We start from the raw sequence: 24,129 nt of genomic DNA, 5'->3' as shown, positions 1-24,129 counted from the left end.
GTGATTCTTGGCAGCTATGGCAAAGAATATAAAACGATATCCACGCTGGGCGGAATTAATAACAAACCCAATATTTTCCTTATTCATCCCGGAAATGGTGGAAGTGAAGTGTATCAGTCTCTTGCAGGACAGCTTACATCAGATTATGACTGCTATGGAGTAGATTCTTATAATCTGTATCATGAAGAGAAAATTGATAATCTTAGCAGGCTGGCCAATTATTATTTGGATCACATGCATGTCATACAGGAGCAGACCCAACAGGAAGAGTATATTTTGCTGGGTTGGTCTTTGGGTGGAAATATTGCATTGGAGATCGCTTCTGAATTGGAGAAAAGAGGGCACCAGAAAATTAAGGTCTATCTCCTGGATACGATTCTGTATGCATCAGATCAGACATTAATAGATTTCCTTTCATTCCCTACAGATGAAGAATTAAGTAACAGGCTGGCCGTTCCGATTGGTGACAGTCATTTTATAGCCACTAAAAACTTCATGTCAGCAGAGTTTACGATTGCTAAAGAACCTATTTCCAATAATCTGAACTCAACCCAGATTGTACTACTGAAAGCAATGCAGAGCGGAGATACATTCAATGAATCATTTAATAATCACATTAAAAATTCAATGTATAATAATATAGATTCCATCGTAGACAACAGAGATTTACTTTCTGTTTACCCTATTGAAGCTTCGCATCAGATGATGTTGGAGAAAGAAGAGCAGATCCTGGATATCATTAATCAAACCGTTGGAAAATAACAAAGACATGGGAGATTACGGTCTCCCATGCTTTCATGTAAAAACGAAAAGAAAAACCTATGAACAGAATAACATCATCCAAACCACAGATATTTTTATTGCACTATGCAGGGGGAGACAGAAACTCCTTTCGCCCTTTAATAGAAGAATTACAGGCTTATTTTCAGATAGAAACTCCGGAGCTTCCGGGAAGAGGAGACCGAATGTCTGAACCTCCTTTGAAAGATAAAAAGGAAGCTATAGCAGACGTATTGGAACAGATAAAACGTACCCGGCAGAAAGATGTTCCTTATTTAATTTATGGTCACAGCATGGGAGCAATATTGGGATTTGAACTTTGCCACGCTATGGAAAAAGAGAGCGATGCCCCTGTACATTTTGTTGCTACAGGATATCCAGGACCAGGAATAAAAGATACTCCGCCTATTGCAGATCTTCCCAAAACAGAATTTTTTGCTGAAGTAAAAAAACTGGGCGGAATTTCCGATGAGGTAATGCAGTATGAAGAATTATTAGACTTTTTTGAGCCTTTATTGAGAGGAGATTTCGGACTTCTGGAGAACAAAACTAACCAGACTCCTGATATAAAAATACAAACCCCAATTTATGCGGTAATGGGTAAAAGTGAAAAATATGCCCTGAATATAAGAAACTGGGCCAAGTATACAGAAGCAGCATGTGAGTGTCAGATTGTTAACGGAAACCATTTTTTCATCAATCAGAATTTCAATTATCTGTCGCAGGTTATCAAAAACCTCATGAATACAGCAACAGTTAAATAGCAATTCTCTATTCACTACTAACGAACAATATGTTATGGCTAAAGAAAAAAATTACGCATTAGTTTTTATCTACATTACCATTCTGATTGATATTATCGGAATAGGAATTGTTGCTCCTGTATTACCCACGCTTATTTTAAAATTATCAAAAGGAGATTTAAGCGCTACAACACAATATATCGGGTGGTTTATATCCATATACGCTTTCATACAGTTTATATTTGCTCCTATTCTGGGAAGTCTTAGCGATCGGTATGGACGTCGTCCCTTATTACTATGGTCTCTGTTGGGACTTGGAATAGATTATATCATTCTTGCTATGGCTCCCAATCTCATTTGGCTTTTTGTAGGAAGAATAATTGCAGGAGTTATGGGGTCCAGTATGACTACAGCAACGGCATATGTAGCTGATATAAGTACTCCTGAAAAAAAGAGTCAGAATTTTGGAATGATAAGTGCTGTTGCAGGGCTCGGTTTAATTATTGGTCCTGTAATTGGAGGTGTATTAGGACAATATGGTGAACGGATTCCTTTCTATGCTGCTGCAGGATTGAGTATTATCAATTTCATGTATGGCGTTTTTGTTTTACCTGAATCACTGAAAAAGAGTAAGCGGAGACCATTCTCCTGGAAAACAGCCAACCCTATAGGTGCAATGAAAAGTATTAAAAAAGAAATACTGGCACCCTCCCTGATCTTTGCATTTGTATTTATTGCTTTGGCAGGGCATGCCATGCAGAGTACATGGAATGTATACGGAATTGAAAAATTTAATTGGAAAGCAGATATGATCGGGTATTCATTAGGGTTTTTTGGAGTTTTAATGGTAATATCCCAAGGATTGCTCATAGGATTGTTTATTAATAAACTAGGGCAGAAGAAGTCAATAATGATTTGTCTGCTCATTTACTGTGTCAGTTTGTTTTTATTTAGTCTCATCAATCAATCATGGATGGCTTTTGTGGTTATCATTCCCTATGCACTGGGAGGAATGGCCACTCCTATACTTCAAAGCCTGATATCATCAAAAGTTCCTGATAACAAACAGGGGTTACTACAGGGAGGTTTATCAAGCATTGGAAGTATTACCGCAGTTTTTGGACCTTTATTGATGACCAATATATTTGCTTATTTTACATCAGGACATGCTCCTTTCATCTTCAGCGGAGCTCCGTTTGTCCTTGCTTCTGTTTTGGCAACGATAGGGAGTGTTTTTGTATATGCAGCCCTAAAAAATGAGAAGTCCTGAAAATAGCAATAAAAAACAATTAAATACTGTTTCAGATCGATACCTTTGTTCATCAACAGTTTTGAATTGGAAGAATACAAAAAACGGATTGTAAAAACCATACAATATATCGATACAAATCTTGACGCTGATCTCTCGCTGGAAAAAATTGCAGAGGTTAGCGCCTATTCGCCGTTTCATTTTCATAGAATATTCAAGCTGGTTACAGGAGAAACCCTTCAGAACTATATTATCAGAAGAAAAATAGAAAAAAGTGCTTTTCTTCTGGCTGTGCATAAAAATATCGAGATGAAGGAAATCTACTTTGATCTTGGTTTTTCAAATCCTTCTGTTTTCAGCAAAACCTTTAAAAAATATTACGGATTAGCACCGTCAGAATTTCGTAAATCAGCTCCCAAAGTATTTCACAAGATTTTACAAACACAAAGCAAGAACGGACAAATTGATACGGTTTTCAGCCAATACATTTGCACTATTGAAAACCTATTAAATTGGACAACAATGAATTTAAAAATCGAAGTAAAAGAAATGCCGGAAATGAATCTGGCAGCAGTGATGAGTCTTGGAATTGCTGGGGTAGAACCTTCTTACAATGTCTTGATAGACTGGGCGAAAAAGAAACACTTATTTCCTCGTGAAAATGTAAAAATGATTTCTGTGTATCATGACAGTTTTAAAGTAACACCGCCGGATAAGGTAAGAATTCATGCCTGTATGCTGTTGGATGGAAAGCTGGAAGAACCAACAGGAGAAATATTTTCAGAAACTATAGAAGCCGGAAAATTTATTATTGGCAGCGGTGAAGTTACACTCAATGATTTTGAGCAATGCTGGGTCTCATTATTTTTATGGATGAATGAACATAATTACTCCACACGGAGAACCTTTCCGTTTGAGATCTATCATTCCAATTTTAAAGAACATCCTGAAGGGAAAATGATCGTGGATTTTTGCATCCCGATCCAGTAATTAAACTCAGGTCAAAAGGCCTGGAGCTAGGAGTTCGAATAAGAAAGTAATGAATTTGATAGTGAATACTAATATTTACAACAAAGAGTAACTTCCTGCTTTCAAGCTTTTTTACCATTCAGTAACAAAAGAATGCCCTTCAGTAATAATTTTTTTACAGGAGGGCTTTTTCATATTATTTTTGATCCAGAAATTAATAACCATGAAAACACAAGGACATAAAATACTTCTTCTGATAGCATTGATTGCTTTTACACTGGGATATTCTCAGGTAAAAATTTCAGGAAGAGTTGTATTTAAAAATAAAGGGGTAAGTGAAGTAAATGTTACATTAAAAGACACTTATGATGGAGCAACTACTGATGCACAAGGTAACTATTCTTTTGAAACTTCAGAAAAGGGAAGCCATTCGATTACTTTCACCCATCCTAAATACGAAGACGTAGAAAAAGTAATTAACATTGAAAATCAAGGGTTTATTGTTAATGCTGATCTTAAGGAACAAATCAGTGAAATAGATGCTGTAGTGGTTTCCGCAGGTTCAATTGAAGCCAGCGATCGAAAAAGAGCAACCGCATTATTAAGCCCCATTGATATTTATACCACAGCAGGCTCTGATGGACAAATAACATCAGCTTTAACCTACCTTCCAGGCGTTCAGAAAGTAGGAGAGTCCGGAGGGTTGTTCATTAGAGGAGGTACAGGGGCTGAATCTAAGATCTTTATGGACGGAAGTCTTATCAATAATTATTTTTCTAATTCTGTACCCGGAATTGCAGGAAGAGATCAGTTTAATACCTCACTTTTCAAAGGAAATATATTTTCCAGTGGCGGATATTCTGCATTGTATGGGCAGGCTCTTTCGGGAGTTCTGATGTTGGAAAGTGTGGATTTACCGGATGAGAGTTCTTATAATTTGGGTGTTTCTCCTATCTTTTTAGATGCTGGATTTCAAAAATTGGGGGCTCAAAAAAATTATTCCTTTGGAGCTTCAGCAGGTTATTCTCTTTTAAGCCTGATGCAGAAGGTTTTTAATTTTAATACTGATTTTATTGACGCGCCTCAGGGATTCAACAGTGATTTTAACTTTAGATTTAAAACTAAGTCGGGAGGATTTTTTAAATATTACGGAATGTATAATTCCAATAAAATGGGAGTGAGAACAGAAAGCCTGGAACCTGAATACGAGTTCGGATTGGTAAGATTAAAAGGGAAAACAACCTATCACAACCTGTCTTTCAGACAAAAATTTGGAAAATATCTCCTCAATGTAAGTGGTTCCTATTCTTATAACCAATCAGATCTTAATTTTTCTACAGAAACCAACGGGGTGGAAGATAGGAACAGCAAATTGCTGACCGATGGAAATTATATTAATTTTAAAACGGTTCTTGAAAGAAAAATTAACAAAATCAGTGCTTTAAGAGGTGGTTTTGAACTCAATAATACCGATGAAAACCTAAACTTTGAAAGTGTTCAGAAAAATTATAAAGATTTAATTTCAGCTGCATTTATAGAAACAGATCTTGGATTCAGTAACGCATTGTCTGCAAAGATCGGATTGAGAGCAGAAAACTCATCTTATCTTGGCAAAAGTAATATAGCACCACGCTTTGCGCTGGCATACCGTCTTGCTGATAAATGGACCACTAACATCGCCTATGGAATTTTTTATCAGAATCCTGAAAGCAAGTACATTAATGGACCAGCTAATCTGGATTTTCAAAAGTCGCAACATTATATTTTTCAGTTACTAAGAAGTTCAGAAGGAAGAAGTCTGCGTTTTGAGGCTTTTTACAAAAAATATGACCAGCTCATCAAAACATTTAATATTCTTCCTGGAAAAGAACAAAACCAGCAGGTTCAGACAGCCCTAAACAATGATGGCTATGGTTATGCAAAAGGGCTAGAACTATTTTGGAGAGATAACAAAAAGACGTTTAAAAATATAGATTATTGGTTAACGTACTCCTTTCTGGACTCCAAAAGAGACTTCATCAATTATCCGGCAAGCTTAAAACCAGGTTTTGCAGCAGAACATACCCTTTCAGCAGTTGTCAAAAGATTTATTCCGGAATGGAAACTGGGCGTAAATTTATCCTATACCTATGCTAAAGGCCGCCCTTATTATGATATTGCCACCGAAATAAAAAATGGAGAAGCATTCAATTATACAAGAAATGAAGGGAGGTTGAAAGACTACAATGCTTTAAACATCAGTTTCAATTATCTTCCTGCAATAGGAAAAAAAGAGGCGAAAGCATTTCCTGTATTTGTATTAAGTATTTCCAATGTTCTTGGATCTAAAAATATATACGGATATAACTTTTCAGCCAATGGGTCAAGAAGCTCGGCTGTAGTTCCACCAGTTAATACCTTTGTTTTTATAGGAGCTTTTATAAGTTTCGGAGTAGATAAAACAGAGGATGCGATTAATAATAACTTATAAAAACATAACTTCGAATACATAATATACTAACTTTTAAAATTTGATATCATGAAAAAATACCTTTTAAGTTTTGCTTTAGGCTTAATGAGTTTAACTGCTTTTGCACAGACAGATTATGAAAAAATAATGTCTGAAAAAATCACCAAAATAGAATCTTGCAAAACCCCGGAAGACTTTCAGACCCTGTCTAATGATTTCCAGAGAATAGGAAGTAAGGAAAGCTCACAATGGCTGCCACCATACTATGCTGCATTGTCTCAGATTCAAAAAGGAAGAATTATGATGAGAAATGGAAATATGCAGGATTTGGATGGAGTAGCAGCACAGGCAGAAAAATATCTGGGGACTGCTCAAAGTCTTGCCGGAGCTGATAATGCAGAGATCCATTTGTTGAAAAAAATGGCCTATTCACTTAGAATGATGGTTAATCCGCAACAACGCTTTATGACAGACGGAGCAAGAGCATCTGAAGAACTCACTAGAGCTGAAAAGCTTGAACCTGCCAATCCGAGAATCGCGCTTATTAAAGCAGAAGATATCTATTTTACCCCTGAACAGTATGGCGGGAGTAAAAGTAAAGGAATAGAAATGTTTAAAGATGCGCTCGCAAAATTTAATGCTTATAAACCTAAAACAGCATTAGATCCGAACTGGGGCAGAGGAGAAGCTGAATATTTCTTAAGCTTACCTGTAGAAAACAAATAATAGAAAAAAACCTTCACTGCATGAAGGTTTTTTTATGCCGTTTAGCACCATGCATGATATAGAAAGAACGCTATACATATATTATGATAGTTTTAAAAACCCATTATCAAATGGTGCAGTTCAGTAGTAAAAACTAACCCTTCGGTAAGAAATAATTTTTGATACCTTTAATAAAAGCTAATTTTGAATCAAGAAAACGTATCATGAAACGTAAGAATATTATTACCATACTTTGGATTTCATTCCTAGTCTCTATGTTTTTCTTTTTTGCATTTACAGAAGAGAAAAATCTGGAAAACTTTGGATTAACCATACTCATTTCATTGATGTATGCTTTTGTTTTGGGAGGCGGGAATGGAGCCCTCAATACCTTTCTTAATAAAAGGTTCCCTTGGTCTGAAGATATGTCCAAAAGAGCGGTGATAAGTATTATTTCCGTTATTATTGTCAATATCATATTGGTCTATTTTTGTAATTACATCAATTTTGTAATCATCCAAAAAGCGGCTACAACAGGAGAATATTTTTCCGGAGAATATAATTTTGCCAATTGGTTTACCATTAATATAGCATTGCTTATTTCTGCTTTTCTCCATGCAAAGAGCTTTATGCAGGAGCTGAAGAAGACCTCCAGAAAAGAAGTGGTAGAACAGAAACTCATTGCAAAGTCTGCTAATGCACAATTTGAAAGTTTAAAAAATCAGCTGGACCCTCATTTTCTTTTCAATTCTTTAAATGTTTTAAGTTCATTAATTGATGAAAACCCTCATCAGGCACAGAAGTTTACCGCTTCAATGTCAAAGATTTACCGTTATGTACTTGAACAGAAAGATAAAGAGTTGGTAACCGTGGAAGATGAAATAGAATTTGCAAAAACCTACTGTGATCTTTTAAAAACAAGGTTCGAAGACAGCGTTGATTTTATTTTTGATGTTACGAAAGAAGACTATCGAAAATATGTTGTACCATTGTCTTTGCAGCTTCTTTTAGAGAACTGTATCAAGCACAATTTTGCCACTTCATCAAAGCCATTGGTCATCAGAATATTTTCAAAAGATGATATCCTTTGCATTGAGAATAATTTACAGGTAAGAGAGCAGATTAAAGAAAGCTCTGGAATTGGATTGGCTAATATTGTACAACGTTATTCTCTGCTTACCAAAAGGAATGTTTTCATTGAAAAATCTGAAGATTATTTTAAAGTAAAACTTCCGATGCTGATTAATAAACCTAATATTGTCAATGAAAAACAAGATGATGATCTTAAAGCGTATAAGAAAGCCCAGAAGAGAATGAAGGAAATCAAGGATTTCTATATTAATCTCATTTCTTACTGTATTGTAATTCCCTTTTTAGTCTTTATTAACTTTTTTACCAAAAGCTCATTTCATTGGTTTTGGTTTCCGGTATTTGGATGGGGAATTGGGGTAGCTTCTCATGCTTTTCAGGTTTTTGGAGTTGGAGAATCCTGGCAGGAAAAGAAGATTCGTGAAATTATGAATAATCAAAAAAATAATAACGATGGAAAAATTTGACGAAAATGATATTGAATATCAGAAAGCAAAACGATATGTAGAGAAGTTAAGAGGTTTTTATGCCCATTTATTTGTCTATATTATTGTGAATGTATTGATTGTTTTTTACAATTATACCCATCTGAAACCTGGGGAAAGCTATTTCGAGTTCAAAAATTTCTTTACACTCACATTCTGGGGTATTGGATTGTTGGCCCATGCAGCTACTATTTTTCTCTCAAAAAGCGGTTATTTACATAATTGGGAAGAAAAAAAGATCCGGGAACTGATAGAAAAAGAGAAGAAAGATTTGTAGGATAAAAGACTGCTTTTATTCAAAAACTTAATTAAATCTCTTGATTTTCTTTGACTTTTCAACTAAAAACACCTTAAATAATCATCAAAATGAAAGCTTTACAAATTCTGTACATACTATCTATGATTGTGTGGTTTCTCAGTGAGTTTCTTTATAAAAACATGCTGAAATCCGGTAAAGATGATAGAAAAGGAAAGGACAAATCTACTCTTAATATTCTATGGCTGGCTATTCCTTTTTCAATTGTAGCAGCCGTAACCATTTCTAATCTATCAACATTGCCCATTACCCATGAAAGCTGGATCATGTATTTAGGAGAAGCGCTTATCATTATTGGGATTATTTTCAGATTTATCATTATCAGATCTTTAGGGAAATATTTTACAGTGGATGTTACCATTAAAGAAGACCACAAGATCAAAAAAGAAGGCTTTTATAAATATTTGAGGCATCCATCCTACGCCTTTTCCCTGCTTACCTCATTGGGACTTGGATTGTACCTTAATAACTGGCTGTCGCTTGTTTTAGCCTTTTTACCTCCGTTTTTAGCTTTTGCCTACAGAATTAAAATTGAAGAACAGGCTCTCGTAGAACAATTTGGTGATGAATACATAGAATATAGAAAAACAACAAAAAAACTCATCCCGTTTCTTTACTAAATTTCCTTACCATAGAATTATTTTTATTCTAACATCTTGTCTATAAGGCTATGTGCCTATGTGGTTTAGTTTTTTGTAACCACATAGACACATAGAATATTTCATTAAAATATACACTAGCTGAAAATCTTTGATTTTCTTGCGTCTTAGCCCACCATTCTTTTTTATTCCTTTGCGCCCTTGCGTTTTCCAACAATCAGTATTCAAAGTAATCCAGATTTCAAATCAATAAGAATTCATTTCATCTGTGTTTTTTACCACTCGGGAAGCATAATCTACCGTTCGGTCATATAAAATTGATTGGAGGGTCTTTTCCGCCATACATTTGACTCAAGAAAAACAAATTAACCTTTAAAAATTAAAAAGATGGAAACCTTTAATAAAGAAACAACTGCTTACGAAAGAGCCGCTAAAAGAGTAAAAGAATTGAAAGAATTCTACGGAAACCTTACTTCTTACTGTATCGTAATTCCCTTTTTAGCTTTTTTGAACCTTATGACGTCTCCAGGCCATTTATGGTTCTTATGGCCAATGTTGGGATGGGGAATAGGAATAGCATTTCATGCTGTAACAGTATTCGGAATTGGGAAAAGCTGGGAAGAGAAGAAGATCAAAGAACTGATGGAGGAAGAGAAAGGAAAAATGAAAACATTATAATAACTTTAAAAACAATAAATCATGGATTATAACAGTGCGTACAACAGAGTTCAGAAGGTGAAAAAATTCTATAAAAACCTAATGTGGTTTGGAATTATATCAGCAATTATTATCGGGAACGACTGGTTTAATGATGAATTGCGTTATCAAATTTTTGGTGGACATTTATTTTTGGGTATCTGGGCATTAATTCTGGTGATGAAAGCAACCTCTTTATTCATATTTAACGATGAATGGGAAAAAGGAATCATCGAAAAAGAAGCCGAAAAAAATAAAAAAACGATAGATTTTTAAATCTGATTATTTTACCTAATTTTATTTCCAAATTTTAAAACTAAAACTACGAGCTCAATGATTAAGACTGTTATTATCGAAGACGAAAAACCAGCTTCAAGGAAATTAGAGAGAATGTTGAGTAATTTTCCTGATATTGAGGTGGTTACTAAAATAGAATCTGTAGAAGAGGGGGTTGCCTGGTTTTCTGAAAATGAGCATCCACAGCTGATCTTTTCAGACATTGTTCTTGGAGACGGATTGTCATTCGATATCTTTGAAAAAATTCCTACCAAAGGATTTATCATTTATACAACAGCATTTGATCAGTATACCCTAAAAGCCTTTAAATTAAATAGTATAGATTACCTGTTGAAACCAATTCTTGAAGAAGATCTTTCAGGAGCTATTGAGAAATTCAAGTCTTTTCTTCCTTCCAATAATGACATCGGATCTCAGGATATCAAGCAGCTGATAAGAAAAGAAAAATCTATTCTTTCAAGGGTTTTAGTAAAAATAGGATACAACCTGAAAATTGTTCAGACCCAGGAAATAAGTTGTTTTTTCAGTGAGAATAAGATTGTGTATCTTCAGACAGATGATCGTTCCTATCCATCAGATTTTACATTGGATGAACTGGCGGAAATTCTGGACGAAAAAAAGTTTTTCCGTGTTAACAGGCAATTTATTATCAATTCTGATTATATCAAAAACATTCATACCTCACCTTACTACAAAGTAGATCTCGAATTTCAGCCCCAAGAGGAAATAACCGTAAGCAGGGACCGGGTGAAAGACTTCAAAGACTGGTTAGTAAGTTAAACTGAGAAGTTATTTCCACAAAGCCCACATCACTAATCACCAAAAAACAGAATCATGGACCTCATTTTACTTCTTTTCAGACTTCTCCTCTCCATTTTTTCAGCCTGATTTACCGGGAATAAAAATCACTGGCAGATTTTGTAAACTGATGAAAAGCTTCTGTTATTTCAGTCTTGTGCTTATGCGTCAGCGGAAAAGGAACCATATGAGAATAATCAAAAGGATAATCCTTTATTTCAACACTTACATTGATATTTCTGTAGCCACCCTGCAGGGTGTTTAAGGCTTCCATGGGAGGTGCAACACTATCTTTTTCCAAAACATAAGCTTTGATCTGAGACTGAATCTCATGAATTCTTTCCTCTCTTTCTCTTTGGAAATAATTGTATCGCAGCATTTTTTTAAACCAGCTTTCTTGTGGATGAAGTTCATCATCCTGATAATGTTTCAGCCTGTTATCAAATTTAAAATCAGAACTTAATAACTCTGTAAAAACAGACTGCATTTTAATCGTAGCCTGGGAATCCATAATATATTTGGATATCGGAAACATCCGGTCAATGGTCATGCCGCCACAAAAACAAAAAACTTTGGATGCAGTGAAAAAACCATGTGGATCAGCCATTTTGATAATCATGGAAAGAAATGAGCCTATTGAATATCCAAACAAATCAAGGCTTGCATCCGGAGCTATACTTTTAACCTTGTGGGCTTTAATTTCCTTCACTACTTCAATGATATCTGAATAGGTTTGTAATCCTGACCAGAAAATTCGTTGTGGGTGAGCTTCCAGTCTGGAACTTGTGGCAGCATTCACATAAGAAAAATGAGTGTTTTCAGGATATTTTTCCTTTCTGAACTTAACAATTTCTGTCATCTGATGACGGTCGCTCCATATTGCTTCAGCACGATCCATATGAAAGGCAATCGGAAATAGCATAACCGCTTTACGGGTTTTCTGAGCTAACTCATAAGCCCATGGAAGATACTTATCCCATTTCTTCTCATTCAGCCCATGGAAAAAGATAATACAGCCATCAGCTGTTTCTACATCAGCCCTTTTAAGAATATGATACTCAAACTTTTTATTGCATTCAATATCAAAATCTTTGATATCTATTGAAGGCTGATGATATACCTGATAGGCATTTTCATTGATTTTTAATGATTGATTGTGGTTAAGACAATCCGTATTCTCAGAACCATGAAGAAGGTCAGAAACCTTAGATTCAAAAGGAATAGACTCAATGGTTATGTTCAAATCCCTGATTTCCACAATCTCTTTTCTGGAATCAAAATGCCTTTTCAAAACTTCATACAATTCATAATATTCCATAGCAAGATCATTGAGGGTTCATATTTAGAACAATGAAATTAGGCAATTATTGCAGTAAAGTATTGATTTTTAAAGGCTAAAAGTATTCCAGGCATAAGACAAATAAAAATAAACCCGAAACAATTTTGCTTCGGGTAGATATGGTGAATAGATGATGATGTTTATATTTTCTTTTTTCCATCGGTAATGGTTCCATATTTCTGAACCATTACTGAAGTAAGCGCTACCAGAATAACACAAATAAAAAGATCTGATTTTTCCGGATGGTAGATTTCCTGGTAAATATGATACCCTAAAAGCATAGAGACAACCCATATTAAAACACTGTTGGCAGATGCGAACTGATTGTTGAATGTAGAAGTTTTCATAATATATCTTTTATTGTTGTTTACTCAGTAAGTATGACAATTCAGGATACGTTACAGAAAAACTTCAAAAAATAAAAAATATCTTCCCCACTCCTAAAAACTGTACTTCATCCTGCACCCCACACCTCGAAAACTCGTACTCCGCACCTCGTTTACCTATAATCAATCCTGTTAGACTCAGTATCCTCAAGCTGTTTAAGAATAGATTCCGGAATCTCATCACTGTCGATTGGGAAGCTGATAGAATCCGAAATGAAACTTTTTCTGTCAGCTTTCCGGAAGATTTCAAACAGGGCAATAGGTTCTTGGTTAAAGCTGATACAGGTGCTGATAAAGTGAAGCTCATGCAGCTTATAATCTGGGTTTTTGAGCTTTTCCTTGCTATCTTTTATTCTTGATATAAAGTGTCTTTGCCGGATAAAAGTATTGCTGTTCATGATGATAAAAATATAATCGGAATATGCCGTTACTTTTCCGAAATATTTATGGTGATCCCCGCCACTTCTTTCTATAAAATACTCTCCAGTGGTTTCAGACTTGTAGATTTCCATAGCAGAACGCCATATCCTGTCTTCCCGGGCCTGTATGGGATTTTCAGGAAGATTTCTGTTATATGAATACCAACAGCCTACAAGACGGTCTAAAAGGGCTGTATTCTGATTCACATTGTTCATGTCAATCTTAAGATCATTAAAGTTGAAAGATTCCGTATTGGAATTGATAAAATCAATATAATTGGAGTATCCTAAAACCTTGACAATCAAACTTAATTTTGCAAGATTCGGCCTGCTTAAAATAGCATTTTCATTTTGACTGAATTTCTTCAATTTATTGATAATCAGGTGTTCATAAAGATAATTGGTCCCCAGAAGATCGGGATTTTTCTTTATTTCCTTTTCCGAATGCTCAGCAATGATGAGCTCATTAAGTTCAGCACAGATGTACGACCATTCGGTTTTGGTAACATCTTCCCAATGATTTTTCTTTAAAAAATGCCGACTTAAAAAAGTCATCAGCTTTTCAAGATGCAGAATATCTTCCTTTTTCATATTTTGATTTTGTAAGACTAATTTAAGATTTTTATCAAACCAAATAAGATTTTTGAACGACTTTTATATTATGAAATCCATTGAAATTTGAGTAGAAAAACAAAAGAAAAAACAATGGAAACAAGAATGTTATTAAAAGATGAGTCCCTTTGGAACAGAATCCAGGGATTTTCACTGGATGCTTCCGATGCCGATTTCCCTTTTTCGAAAAAACTGGCAAAAGAAGAGAACTGGAGCCTGGAATTTACCAGAAAAGCTATTGAAGAATATAAAAAGTTTGTCTACCTCTGCTGCATCCTTCCCAAAGGAGCTTCTCCAAGTGAAATTGTGGATAAAGTCTGGCACCTGCATTTAATTTACACCCAAAGTTACTGGGAAGATTTCTGTCCGAATATTTTAAAAAGGCCCTTGCATCACCATCCATCAAAAGGAGGATTTAATGAAAAGCTTAAACATCAGAACTGGTTTACAGACACCTTAAAAAGTTATCGGGATATTTTCCAGTCTGAAGCTCCTGAGGATATTTGGCTGAATAGAAACAATGCTGAAAAAACAAAAAACAAATCGCAAATATGGAAGTTTATCCCATTCCTGATGCTCATTCTGCTGCTTACTTCCTGCCTTGGAGAGGTGATAACAACAATCAGTTCTATCTTCTTTTCCTTCGTAGGAATTATCATTTTTGGGGGAATCATCTCTTCCATTAAAAAGGGTAAAAATAATAATGGCGGAAATACTGATTCAAGTAGTGGCGGAAGCAGTTGCAGTGGCGGAAGTAGCTGTGGCGGAGGCTGCGGTGGGGGATGTGGCGGTTGCGGAGGATGTGGCGGGTAAAAAGAATAATAAAAAAAATAAAAATCAATCATGAAAAAGCTAATCATTCATTTTATACCGGTTGTAATAAGTGGTATATGGCTTATTGCTGAATATCAGACACTCAATCCGATAACACTGAAGGGACCAGATTTCCTGAAATTCTATTTAATTCTGGTACTGGGGTTTTATGGCTCAATCTTTATCGTAAAATCGGTAGGGGGAAGAGTTTCACCAACAACTTTTTATTTTCTAATGGGTATTGGCTGTTTGGGAATTGTCAAACTGATCCGGGGAATCATGTTGGGAAAACCAATTGGATTCTTAGCTATGATATTAATTGCAGAGTTGATTATTGCATTTTTATTGATGAGTTGGACATCTAATGATAAACTTAAACAATAAAAAACAAACCCGAAACAAAATGCTTCGGGCTTTATATAAAATATTGTGATTAATTGTTTTCTTTATCTTTTACTTGCTTATAACCATATTTTCTGACCATAATAGAGGTAAGAACCACCAGAATAAGACTTAGGCCAATATTGGATTCAGCCGGATGTACAATGGTCTGATAAAGATTGTAGCCAAAAATAGCAGATACCAAAGCGATTAAAATATTGTTGGCATAAGCATACTGATTTTTTGTAGTTGTTTTCATAATGGTATTTTTTATTGTTATTTACTCAGTAAGTATGACAATTCTCAATACGTTACAAAAATATTTTCAGAAATTATTTCTTAAAAAAAACAAACCCGAAACAAAAGTTGCTTCGGGCTTTATATATCACTAAGTATTGCTCTTAATTTTGTCTGATTTCTGGTTCAATGAATATATCGGTATCATGGATCTCTAACCACGAAAGCACTATGAAATCACACCGCTTCCAATAAGTTCCTCATCTATATACCATGAAGCAAATTGTCCTTCAGCAATAGCAGATTGAGGCTCTTCAAACTCAACATAAAAAGCATCTTCAAATTGGTAAATAGTTGCTTTTTGTAAAGCCTGTCTGTATCTGAATCTGGCCATTACTTCCATAGATTCTCCATTTTGAAGTTTCATATCCTCACGAACCCAATGAAGTTCAGAATTGTCTATTTTTAATGCTTTTTTGTACAGTCCCGGGAAGTGACTTCCTTCTCCAACAAAAATAATATTGTTTTCCATGTCTCTGGAAACAATGAAACAGCTTTCTTTATGTCCACCAATTCCTAATCCTCTACTTTGTCCGATCGTGAAAAATTGAGCACCCTGGTGCTTTCCAATCACTTTTCCATCGGCTTTTTTATAATTGATCTTTCTTGATAAGAAATTAAGCTCTTCTTCTTTGGTAGAAAATTCAGGTGCTTCTTCAGCAAATAAAGGGGAATCTTTGAAAATTTCTACGATTTCACCTTCATTCGGCTTTAATTGTTGCTGTAAAAACTGTGGCAGGCTCACCTTTCCGATAAAACATAATCCCTGAGAATCTTTTTTATCAGCTGTTACCAATCCGATCTCTTTTGCGATCTCTCTTACCTGAGGTTTAGTAAGTTCTCCGATAGGGAATAAAGCTTTTGATAACTGATCCTGGCTTAGCTGGCAAAGGAAATAAGACTGGTCCTTATTATTGTCTTTTCCTGCCAAAAGATGGAAAATTTCCTTGCCGTTCTCATCAAAAGTTGAGTTTACCCTTGCATAATGTCCGGTAGCTACTTTATCAGCACCTAAAGACATGGCGGTCTTCATAAAAACATCGAATTTTACTTCTCTGTTACACAAAACATCAGGATTCGGAGTTCTTCCTCTTTGATATTCCTCGAACATATAATCTACAATACGTTCCTTGTAAAGTTCGCTCATATCGATTACCTGAAATGGAATTCCCAGCTTTTGGGCTACCATTAATGCATCGTTACTGTCTTCAATCCATGGACATTCATCTTCCAATGTTACCGAAGCATCATTCCAGTTTCTCATAAACAAAGCCACTACTTCATGACCTTGCTGTTGTAGCAAATAAGCGGTAACGCTTGAGTCTACACCTCCTGAGAGGCCTACTACTATTTTCATTGTATTTCAATTTTACGAAACTCTTAACGGGAGTTCTTAGTTTGACGCTGCAAAAATACAACTAAATAAATTCGTAAAAAAACCATAATTTTAAACATTGATAAAAACGATAGTCATATCAAAGCCACCAATCATAACGTTTACAACATCCAAAAGCAGATTGAATAGGGATGGATTATAAATTTTAGAACAAAATAAAAAATTAAATATGAAAAAGTTTATTATTTCGATGATGCTACTGACTTCAGCATCCGTCTTTTCTCAGGTTTCAGTAGGTACTCCCGTACAAGAAAACAACAAATGGACTTTCGGTGGCGGGATTGGTGTGGGATTTGGAAGCAACAGCTATTTTAGTTTGCAGGCTTCCCCAAGAGTGGGGTATAGAATTACCGATGATCTGGAAGGAGGAGTAGCGGGTAGTGTGACGTGGCAAACGTCTAATTATCATTCCTCCACCATGTTCGGAGTAGGACCATTTGCTAATTATTACATTGCAAGAACATTTTTCTTGAGTGCTAATTTTCAACATTATTTTATCAATTATAAAGATAAATATTACGATTATAAAGATAGCAGAGAAGAAAATGCACTTTATCTTGGAGGTGGTTATATGCAAAGAATCGGAAACAATTCTTTTTTGCAGTTAGGATTGATGTATAATGTACTTTGGAAAGAAAGATCGAGTGTGTTTTCGAGTGGCTTGGTTCCAAACATCGGATTTGTAGTGGGACTTTAGCCATTATATCTATTGAAAAGGCTTAGCTGTATTTTTAAAACATCATAATATAAATTCAATAGGGATGGGCTTTTTAGCCCATCTAATAAAAATATTAAAATCACATTGGCTTTAGCCAAAACGTATAAAAAACAAAAAGCACCAGGAGTTTTCCCAGTGCTTTTTTATTAAAATTAAATTATTTATTTAAGATTGAGGCGAAGATTTTTCAGCCGCTGATGATTTCTTAGCTTTTGAAGTTTTTCCCCCTACTAACCCATCTTTTGCTTCGTTAAGCTCAAGAATTACAGTTTCACCTTCGTTCAGTTGTTTATTCACAAGCATTTCTGCCAATAAATCCTCAATGTACTTCTGAATAGCTCTCTTCAATGGTCTTGCACCGAAGTCTTTATCCCATCCTTTTTCAGAAATAAAGTCTTTTGCTTCCTCAGTTAATTCCACTTTATAGCCTAACTTTTCAAGTCTGCCATATAGTTTGTTCAGTTCAATATCAATGATTTTCTTGATATCATCCTGTACAAGAGAGTTGAAGATCACAATGTCATCAATTCTGTTTAAGAATTCCGGAGCAAATGCTTTTTTAAGGGCATTTTCAATGGTGCTTCTTGCTCTTGAATCTGAAGTTGTTTTCTTAGCTGAAGTACCAAATCCTACACCATCTCCGAAATCTTTAAGATCTCTTGTTCCAATGTTAGAAGTAAGGATAATGATCGTATTTCTAAAGTCGATTTTTCTACCTAAACTATCTGTAACATGTCCTTCATCAAGAATCTGTAACAGGATATTGAATACATCCGGGTGAGCTTTTTCAATCTCATCCAAAAGAACCACAGCATAAGGTTTTCTTCTTACCGCTTCAGTCAGCTGACCACCTTCTTCGTATCCAACGTATCCCGGAGGCGCACCCACTAATCTTGAAACAGCGAATTTTTCCATGTATTCACTCATGTCGATTCGGATCAAAGACTCATCAGACTCAAAAAGCTCTCTTGCCATTACTTTTGCAAGCTCGGTTTTACCAACCCCTGTTGTTCCAAGGAAGATAAAGGTACCAATAGGACGGTTAGGATCTTTAAGACCTGCTCTGTTTCTTTGAATAGCTTTCACTACCTTTTTCACAGCATCTTCCTGACCAATAACTTTTCCGTTAAGTTTTTCATCCATTTGAGCCAGTTTGTCAAGTTCGTTTTTACCAACTTTCGTTACCGGAACTCCACTCATCATAGAAACCACTTCCGCTACATTTTCTTCACTTACGGTTTCTTTTTTCTCTTTTACATCCTTATCCCATTTGTCCTGGGCAGCATTCAGTTCCATCTGAAGACGTTCTTCCTCATCTTTAAGCTTTCTTGCTTCAAGATAATCCTGAGCCTTCACAGCTTTTTGTTTCAATTCCTTGATCTCTTCAATTTTCTTTTCAAAATCAATGATCTCGGTAGGAACTTTCATGTTCTTGATGTAAACTCTTGAACCAGCCTCATCCATTGCATCAATAGCTTTGTCCGGAAGGAAACGGTCTGTAATATATCTGGATGTCAAATTGACACAAGCCAGAATTGCTTCAGGAGTATAAATTACATTATGGTGCTCTTCATATTTATCTTTAATCTGGTTCAGAATCTGAATGGTTTCATCAATAGAAGTAGGTTCCACCATTACTTTCTGGAATCTTCTCTCTAAAGCTCCGTCTTTTTCAATATACTGACGGTATTCATCCAGAGTAGTTGCTCCAATGCATTGAATCTCACCTCTAGCTAACGCAGGTTTGAACATATTGGATGCGTCTAAACTTCCTGTAGAACTTCCTGCACCTACGATAGTGTGAAGCTCATCAATAAATAAGATGACATCTCTGTTTTTTTCAAGTTCAGTCATGATAGCCTTCATTCTTTCCTCAAACTGACCACGATATTTGGTTCCTGCTACTAAACTAGCAAGGTCTAATGTGATAACACGTTTTCCGTAAAGAACTCGGGAAACTTTTTTCTGCTGAATTCTTAAAGCTAACCCTTCTGCAATTGCAGATTTACCAACCCCGGGCTCCCCGATAAGAAGTGGGTTGTTTTTCTTTCTACGGGATAAGATCTGAGATACTCTCTCAATTTCTTTCTCACGTCCAATTACTGGGTCTAATTTTCCATCCCTTGCTAAAGACGTTAAATCTCTACCAAAGTTGTCCAATGTAGGAGTTTTGCTTTTTGCAGAGCCTAAATTTCCTGTAGGCTTTCTCATTTGCTCAAATTCCTCTCTTTCATCATCGTCATCATAAGCACTCATTTGTGGTGACTGCCCGGAATTTTTAAGCATAGTCTGGTACTCTCTTGAAACACCCTCATAGTCGATGTCATAAGCTCCCAAAATATTTGAAGTAGGATCCTCATATTTATATAGAATACCTAAAAGCAGGTGAACGGTATTAATTTCATTGCTTTTGTACTGTCGGCATTCTAACTCCGCACGCTTAATAGCATGATCTGCCATTTTGGTGAAAGAAATATTGGTAACCTCCTCAGAAATAGGATTTAGACTTGCTGTATTTAGAGTTTCAATTTTTCTTCTGATTTGTGTTAAATCCGCATTGAGGTTTTGAAGGATTTCTTTTGCAGAGTTTTCCGTTTTTATAATACCTAAAAGTAGATGTTCTGTATTAAGAAATTCACTTTTCAGCCTCTTAGCTTCGCTTTTGCTTTGTTTGAACACCTGGCTCAAACCTTGTGAAAACTTATAATCCATAATATATCTCATTAGAATAAAAGCAACAGTGCCATTTATTCATTATCTAAATTACAAATATTTTACCAAAAATCAATAAATGACTTTATGGCAGAAAAAATTTTATTATCTTATTGAAAATGATTAAGTTTGTTATCATTAAAAAATCCCAATGAATCCTGAAATTGTCACTTACGTCGGATACTCAGCCTCAGTTTTTATCGTATTGAGTTTCATACTAAAAGATGTAAGAAAAATCAGAATTGTTAACATGATTGGCTGTGCATGTTTTGTCATTTATGGTTTCTTTAGCGGACCGTTATGGCCGGTCATCATCCCGAATGGACTTATTTGCTTTATTCAAATCTATCATTTATTGCTTGGAAAAAAAGCTTAATGAAGAAAAAAATCATCACATCTGCCTTCAGTAATTTATTTACAGACCAGCGTATTGAAAAGGTATGCCGGACTTTATATGAAAATGGATATGAGATTGAGTTGATTGGAAATGACTGGAATGGTGCAGAAGAAATGCAGCGTCCTTATCCGTTCTCAAGAATTCATTTGGCTTCAAAAAGTTTGAAAACAGCTTATTTTGAATTCAATTGGAAGCTATATCATGAGCTCAAAAAAAAAGCAGATCAAAATACAATTCTTCATGCCAACGATATTGATGCGTTGTATCCCAACTATCTTATTGCTCGGAAATTAAATATTCCTTTGATTTTTGATAGTCATGAGATTTTTTCGGAAATGCCTGCTGTTCAGGGCAAAATGTCACAAAAATTGTGGCGTTATGTCGAAAAGACTGTCATTCCGAAGCTGACATGGATGATAACTGCAAGCGGAAGTTATGGAAAATGGTTTGAAAAAAAATATGGAATAAGTCCGGTAATTGTTCAAAATTCACCCAGAAGATTAGATTTTAAGCTTGATATTCCCCAAAATAACTCTAAAATACTGTTGTATCAGGGAGCCATTAATCCTTTTAGGGGAATTGATAAAGTGATACTTGCCATGCATCATATGGATCATGTACAGTTGAAAATTGCAGGCGATGGGCCGATGAAAAAAGAATATGAAGAGCTTGTAATGAAGGAAAACCTTCAGCATAAGGTTCAGTTTCTTGGAAAATTAAAGCCCGAAGACCTAAGAAAGGTTACATTAACTGCTGATTGCGGAATGAGTATTGAAGAGAATGGGGGAGATAGTTATCTGTATTCTTTACCCAATAAGGTTTTAGATTGTATTCAGGCAAGAGTTCCTTTGATTTTGTCAAAGCTTCCCGAACTTCAGAATATTAAAAGCCAGTTTGATGTGGGGGAGTTAATTAAAGATCATCAGCCGGAAAATATTGCAGCTGCAGTAAAGAAAGTTTTAGCAAAAGGAAGACTTAACTATCAGGTGGAATTGGAAAAAGCATCTGAAGCACTTTGTTGGGAAAATGAAGAAATTAAGCTATTGCACGTTTTTCAGAAAGCTTCTAATTCATTAGGCTTTAAGCAATAGACTGTTTTCATAGCGTAATATTCCTTAAATTAGCTTTGGACTAACACTTTAGGTCTAAAGCATAATTTACTATCTTTGCACAAAGAAATTTGATTTACAATGACCATTAAGGAAAAACAGCAGGAAATTATCGACGAATTTGCGTTTCTTGACGACTGGGAGCAGAAATATGAATACATCATTGACCTTGGAAAAGAACTGAAAGGACTTTCGGAAGATAAGAAAACAGATGAAAATCTCATTAAAGGCTGCCAGAGCAAAGTTTGGATAGATGCTGAATTTAAAGAAGGTAAACTTTTCTTTGATGCAGATTCAGACGGAATTTTACCCAAAGGTATTGTCTCTCTTTTGGTGAGCATTTACAGTGGGCATTCTACTCAGGAAATCCTAGATTCTGACTTTGAGTTTATTTCAGAGATTGGATTACAGGAATTTCTTTCACCATCCAGAGCTAATGGATTGATGGCCATGACTAAACAAATCAAATTTTACGCAGTAGCTTACCAGCTGAAATCATAATCGTGACCAGAATTTTAGCATATCGTTTTTCTGCATTTGGAGATGTTGCCATGACGGTTCCTGTTTTTAAGGAATTTTTAGAGCAAAATCCCGGTGTGGAGATTGTCATGGTTTCCAGAAAGAACTTTGAAGCATTGTTTGCAGGTGTTCCTAATGTTATATTTAAAGGAATTAATGTAGATGACTATAAAGGCTTCTTTGGACTGAGAAGATTGGGAGATGAATTGATTAAAGAATTCAAACCGGATTATATTGCCAACCTTCATGATGTGATCAGAACCAAAATCTTGGATAGGATTTACAGAAGAAAAGGCTTAAAGGTTTTCAAAATAGATAAAGGAAAAGAGGAAAAAGAACATCTTACTGATGTCTGGAATCTGGATAAAGTTCAATTAAAAAAAACAGTTGAACGGTATGCAGATGTTTTCCGTGAAATGGGTTTTAAAGTAGAACTTTCGCAAAAATTAAGACCACTTTCAGAACATAAGTCGGGTATTGGTTTTGCACCTTTTGCTCAACATAAAGGAAAAATGCTTCCACTGGAAAAATCGTTTGAATTGGCCACACTTTTGGCTCAGAAGCATACGGTATACTTCTTTGGAGGCGGAAAAAAAGAAACTGAGACTCTTGAGTCTTGGGAAAATCAGATCCCAAATACGAAAAGTCTTTCCGGAAAATTAAGCCTTACTGAAGAGCTTCAGAAGATTTCGGAACTAGAAGTAATGATCTCTATGGACTCTGCGAATATGCATTTGGCAAGCCTGATGGGAACACGATGTGTTTCTATTTGGTGTGCAACGCACCCTTACGCCGGATTTTTAGGATTCGGACAGAGTGAAGATGATGTAGTACAGGTAAAAGACCTTTCCTGCAGGCCGTGTTCCGTTTTTGGTGATAAGGAATGCTATAGGGGAGATTGGGCTTGTCTTGAAGAGTTCAGTATTCAAAAGGTCGTTGAGAAAATCTGACATCATGAAGTTGTCAATCTGTATTCCTGTCTATAATTTTGATGTCCGTGAATTGGTCTTTGATTTAAAAAAAGAAATTGATAGCCATAACATTGATGCTGAAATTATATTGATAGATGATGCTTCAGATGCTGCCTTTAAAGTAATTAATGAAGAACTTCAAAGTCAGGTGAAAAAGCTGGTTTTCCTGGAAGAAAATATCGGACGTTCCAGGATCCGTAATCTCTTTCTGCAATATTCTTCGGGGGAATACCTCTTATTCCTGGATTGTGATGTTAAAATAGCTGAGAAAGCTTTCCTGTGGAATTATATATCTGAAATAAATAAACAACCCGATTTAGAACTTATCTACGGGAGTTTTATAATTGACCCCCAATATGCGTCCACTCTTAGAAACAGGTATTCTGTGGAAAGAGAAATTTTTTTTGGCAGTCGGTCCTATGATTTTTCATTATTTAAAACCGTAAATTTTATTATCTCAAAAAAAATTTTTGAAAAATTCCCTTTTAACGAAATGTTGACGGAGTATGGATATGAAGATTTCGTTTTCGCTAAACTTTTGGAACAAAATGAAATAAAATTTCTTGCGATGACTAATCCTGTTATTCATGTAGATGATACAAGTAATGCTGTTTTTCTGGGAAAAGCGGAAATAGGGATGGGGTCTTTATTCCGGCTTTCAAAAAATCCACAAAACAATACCTTTATTAAAGATATTAAGGTCTATAAAGCAGCCGTAATATTGAAGCGGTTTGGGCTTGTCCCATTGTTCCTGTCTATTTATAAGGTTTGTGAAAAAAAAATAAGGACTAATCTTCTTTCAGAGAACCCTAGTATACGGTATTTTGATTTTTATAAGTTGGCTATGTTGGTAAGAAAGATGAAATAAATTCAAAATAAATAATA

At 35.4% G+C, this 24,129-nt stretch carries 26 protein-coding genes; 20 read left to right on the top strand and 6 right to left on the bottom strand.

Going from position 1 to position 24,129, the window contains the following annotated elements:
• The 12 genes from BLS98_RS23780 to BLS98_RS08155 all read left to right on the top strand — a co-directional run bounded on the left by BLS98_RS23780 (position 1) and on the right by BLS98_RS08155 (position 11,157).
• Positions 1-762: a thioesterase domain-containing protein gene (locus BLS98_RS23780; protein ID WP_449384768.1), complete on the top strand. Its 762-nt coding sequence runs from the start codon at positions 1-3 to the stop codon at positions 760-762.
• A 59-nt stretch (positions 763-821) separates the two neighbouring features.
• Positions 822-1,544: a thioesterase II family protein gene (locus tag BLS98_RS08205; RefSeq protein WP_089735375.1), complete on the top strand. Its 723-nt coding sequence runs from the start codon at positions 822-824 to the stop codon at positions 1,542-1,544.
• Between the two features lie 34 nt (positions 1,545-1,578).
• A complete protein-coding gene (locus BLS98_RS08200) occupies positions 1,579-2,793 on the top strand; it encodes a TCR/Tet family MFS transporter (RefSeq protein ID WP_089735373.1) in 1,215 nt (404 codons plus the stop codon).
• A gap of 66 nt (positions 2,794-2,859) precedes the next feature.
• Positions 2,860-3,762: an AraC family transcriptional regulator gene (locus BLS98_RS08195; protein ID WP_139166089.1), complete on the top strand. Its 903-nt coding sequence runs from the start codon at positions 2,860-2,862 to the stop codon at positions 3,760-3,762.
• Positions 3,763-3,964: 202 nt separating this feature from the next.
• Positions 3,965-6,211, top strand: coding sequence for a TonB-dependent receptor (locus tag BLS98_RS08190; protein WP_089735369.1), 2,247 nt, complete (start codon positions 3,965-3,967; stop codon positions 6,209-6,211).
• 48 nt (positions 6,212-6,259) lie between these two features.
• On the top strand, positions 6,260-6,916 hold the full coding sequence (locus BLS98_RS08185; protein ID WP_089735367.1) for a hypothetical protein: 657 nt from the start codon (positions 6,260-6,262) through the stop codon (positions 6,914-6,916).
• Between the two features lie 203 nt (positions 6,917-7,119).
• Positions 7,120-8,451, top strand: a complete 1,332-nt coding sequence (locus BLS98_RS08180) for a 2TM domain-containing protein (RefSeq protein WP_089735365.1) — start codon at positions 7,120-7,122, stop codon at positions 8,449-8,451.
• On the top strand, positions 8,438-8,746 hold the full coding sequence (locus BLS98_RS08175) for a 2TM domain-containing protein (RefSeq protein WP_089735362.1): 309 nt from the start codon (positions 8,438-8,440) through the stop codon (positions 8,744-8,746). Before BLS98_RS08180 ends, BLS98_RS08175 begins: the two co-directional genes overlap by 14 nt.
• A gap of 89 nt (positions 8,747-8,835) precedes the next feature.
• The gene (locus BLS98_RS08170) at positions 8,836-9,405 is read left to right on the top strand and encodes a methyltransferase family protein (protein ID WP_089735360.1); all 570 of its coding nucleotides are present in this window, start codon (positions 8,836-8,838) and stop codon (positions 9,403-9,405) included.
• Between the two features lie 366 nt (positions 9,406-9,771).
• On the top strand, positions 9,772-10,062 hold the full coding sequence (locus BLS98_RS08165; protein ID WP_089735358.1) for a 2TM domain-containing protein: 291 nt from the start codon (positions 9,772-9,774) through the stop codon (positions 10,060-10,062).
• Between the two features lie 21 nt (positions 10,063-10,083).
• Positions 10,084-10,356: a 2TM domain-containing protein gene (locus BLS98_RS08160; RefSeq protein WP_089735354.1), complete on the top strand. Its 273-nt coding sequence runs from the start codon at positions 10,084-10,086 to the stop codon at positions 10,354-10,356.
• A 57-nt stretch (positions 10,357-10,413) separates the two neighbouring features.
• Positions 10,414-11,157, top strand: coding sequence for a LytR/AlgR family response regulator transcription factor (locus tag BLS98_RS08155; RefSeq protein ID WP_089735352.1), 744 nt, complete (start codon positions 10,414-10,416; stop codon positions 11,155-11,157).
• A gap of 109 nt (positions 11,158-11,266) precedes the next feature.
• Here BLS98_RS08155 and BLS98_RS08150 read toward each other — a convergent pair whose 3' ends face one another.
• The 3 genes from BLS98_RS08150 to BLS98_RS08140 all read right to left on the bottom strand — a co-directional run bounded on the left by BLS98_RS08150 (position 11,267) and on the right by BLS98_RS08140 (position 13,910).
• Positions 11,267-12,493 carry a DUF6051 family protein gene (locus BLS98_RS08150; RefSeq protein ID WP_089735351.1) on the bottom strand — a complete coding sequence of 409 codons (1,227 nt, stop codon included), beginning with the start codon at positions 12,491-12,493 and terminating at the stop codon, positions 11,267-11,269.
• 161 nt (positions 12,494-12,654) lie between these two features.
• A complete protein-coding gene (locus tag BLS98_RS08145; RefSeq protein WP_089735349.1) occupies positions 12,655-12,861 on the bottom strand; it encodes a hypothetical protein in 207 nt (68 codons plus the stop codon).
• Between the two features lie 152 nt (positions 12,862-13,013).
• Positions 13,014-13,910, bottom strand: coding sequence for a hypothetical protein (locus tag BLS98_RS08140; protein WP_089735347.1), 897 nt, complete (start codon positions 13,908-13,910; stop codon positions 13,014-13,016).
• A gap of 114 nt (positions 13,911-14,024) precedes the next feature.
• Between BLS98_RS08140 and BLS98_RS08135 the strand changes: the two genes are divergently transcribed.
• Positions 14,025-14,744, top strand: a complete 720-nt coding sequence (locus BLS98_RS08135) for a glycine-rich domain-containing protein (RefSeq protein ID WP_089735345.1) — start codon at positions 14,025-14,027, stop codon at positions 14,742-14,744.
• Positions 14,745-14,774: 30 nt separating this feature from the next.
• Entirely contained in the window at positions 14,775-15,128 is a 354-nt protein-coding gene (locus BLS98_RS08130) for a DUF2207 domain-containing protein (RefSeq protein WP_089735343.1), read from the top strand.
• Positions 15,129-15,177: 49 nt separating this feature from the next.
• Here the strand turns inward: BLS98_RS08130 and BLS98_RS08125 are convergent, their stop codons facing one another.
• Together BLS98_RS08125 and mnmA are read right to left on the bottom strand one after the other, a co-directional pair.
• Positions 15,178-15,384 (bottom strand): hypothetical protein, encoded by a 207-nt coding sequence (locus BLS98_RS08125; protein WP_089735341.1) that lies wholly within the window; start codon positions 15,382-15,384, stop codon positions 15,178-15,180.
• Positions 15,385-15,591: 207 nt separating this feature from the next.
• Positions 15,592-16,779, bottom strand: a complete 1,188-nt coding sequence (mnmA, locus tag BLS98_RS08120; protein ID WP_089735339.1) for a tRNA 2-thiouridine(34) synthase MnmA — start codon at positions 16,777-16,779, stop codon at positions 15,592-15,594.
• A gap of 208 nt (positions 16,780-16,987) precedes the next feature.
• Between mnmA and BLS98_RS08115 the strand changes: the two genes are divergently transcribed.
• A complete protein-coding gene (locus tag BLS98_RS08115; RefSeq protein ID WP_089735337.1) occupies positions 16,988-17,515 on the top strand; it encodes a hypothetical protein in 528 nt (175 codons plus the stop codon).
• Positions 17,516-17,701: 186 nt separating this feature from the next.
• On the opposite strand, the gene BLS98_RS08110 is transcribed toward BLS98_RS08115, so the two are convergent.
• Positions 17,702-20,248 carry an ATP-dependent Clp protease ATP-binding subunit gene (locus BLS98_RS08110; RefSeq protein ID WP_089735335.1) on the bottom strand — a complete coding sequence of 849 codons (2,547 nt, stop codon included), beginning with the start codon at positions 20,246-20,248 and terminating at the stop codon, positions 17,702-17,704.
• A gap of 151 nt (positions 20,249-20,399) precedes the next feature.
• On the opposite strand from BLS98_RS08110, the gene BLS98_RS23555 reads away from it, so the two are divergent.
• From BLS98_RS23555 to BLS98_RS08085, 5 genes are all read left to right on the top strand, one after another.
• Positions 20,400-20,624, top strand: a complete 225-nt coding sequence (locus tag BLS98_RS23555; protein ID WP_089735332.1) for a uroporphyrinogen decarboxylase — start codon at positions 20,400-20,402, stop codon at positions 20,622-20,624.
• Entirely contained in the window at positions 20,624-21,736 is a 1,113-nt protein-coding gene (locus BLS98_RS08100) for a glycosyltransferase (protein ID WP_089735330.1), read from the top strand. Before BLS98_RS23555 ends, BLS98_RS08100 begins: the two co-directional genes overlap by 1 nt.
• A 99-nt stretch (positions 21,737-21,835) precedes the next feature.
• The gene (locus tag BLS98_RS08095) at positions 21,836-22,255 is read left to right on the top strand and encodes a SufE family protein (RefSeq protein ID WP_045492072.1); all 420 of its coding nucleotides are present in this window, start codon (positions 21,836-21,838) and stop codon (positions 22,253-22,255) included.
• Positions 22,256-22,257: 2 nt separating this feature from the next.
• A complete protein-coding gene (locus tag BLS98_RS08090; RefSeq protein ID WP_228425486.1) occupies positions 22,258-23,223 on the top strand; it encodes a glycosyltransferase family 9 protein in 966 nt (321 codons plus the stop codon).
• A gap of 4 nt (positions 23,224-23,227) precedes the next feature.
• Positions 23,228-24,112 carry a glycosyltransferase family 2 protein gene (locus BLS98_RS08085; protein ID WP_089735328.1) on the top strand — a complete coding sequence of 295 codons (885 nt, stop codon included), beginning with the start codon at positions 23,228-23,230 and terminating at the stop codon, positions 24,110-24,112.
• Positions 24,113-24,129: the final 17 nt, after the last annotated feature.

Source organism: Chryseobacterium jejuense, from assembly GCF_900100075.1.
In the GTDB taxonomy this organism is placed as follows: domain Bacteria; phylum Bacteroidota; class Bacteroidia; order Flavobacteriales; family Weeksellaceae; genus Chryseobacterium; species Chryseobacterium jejuense.
Note: the sequence above shows the minus strand (reverse complement) of the source record. Positions and strands in the feature narration are given on the sequence as shown.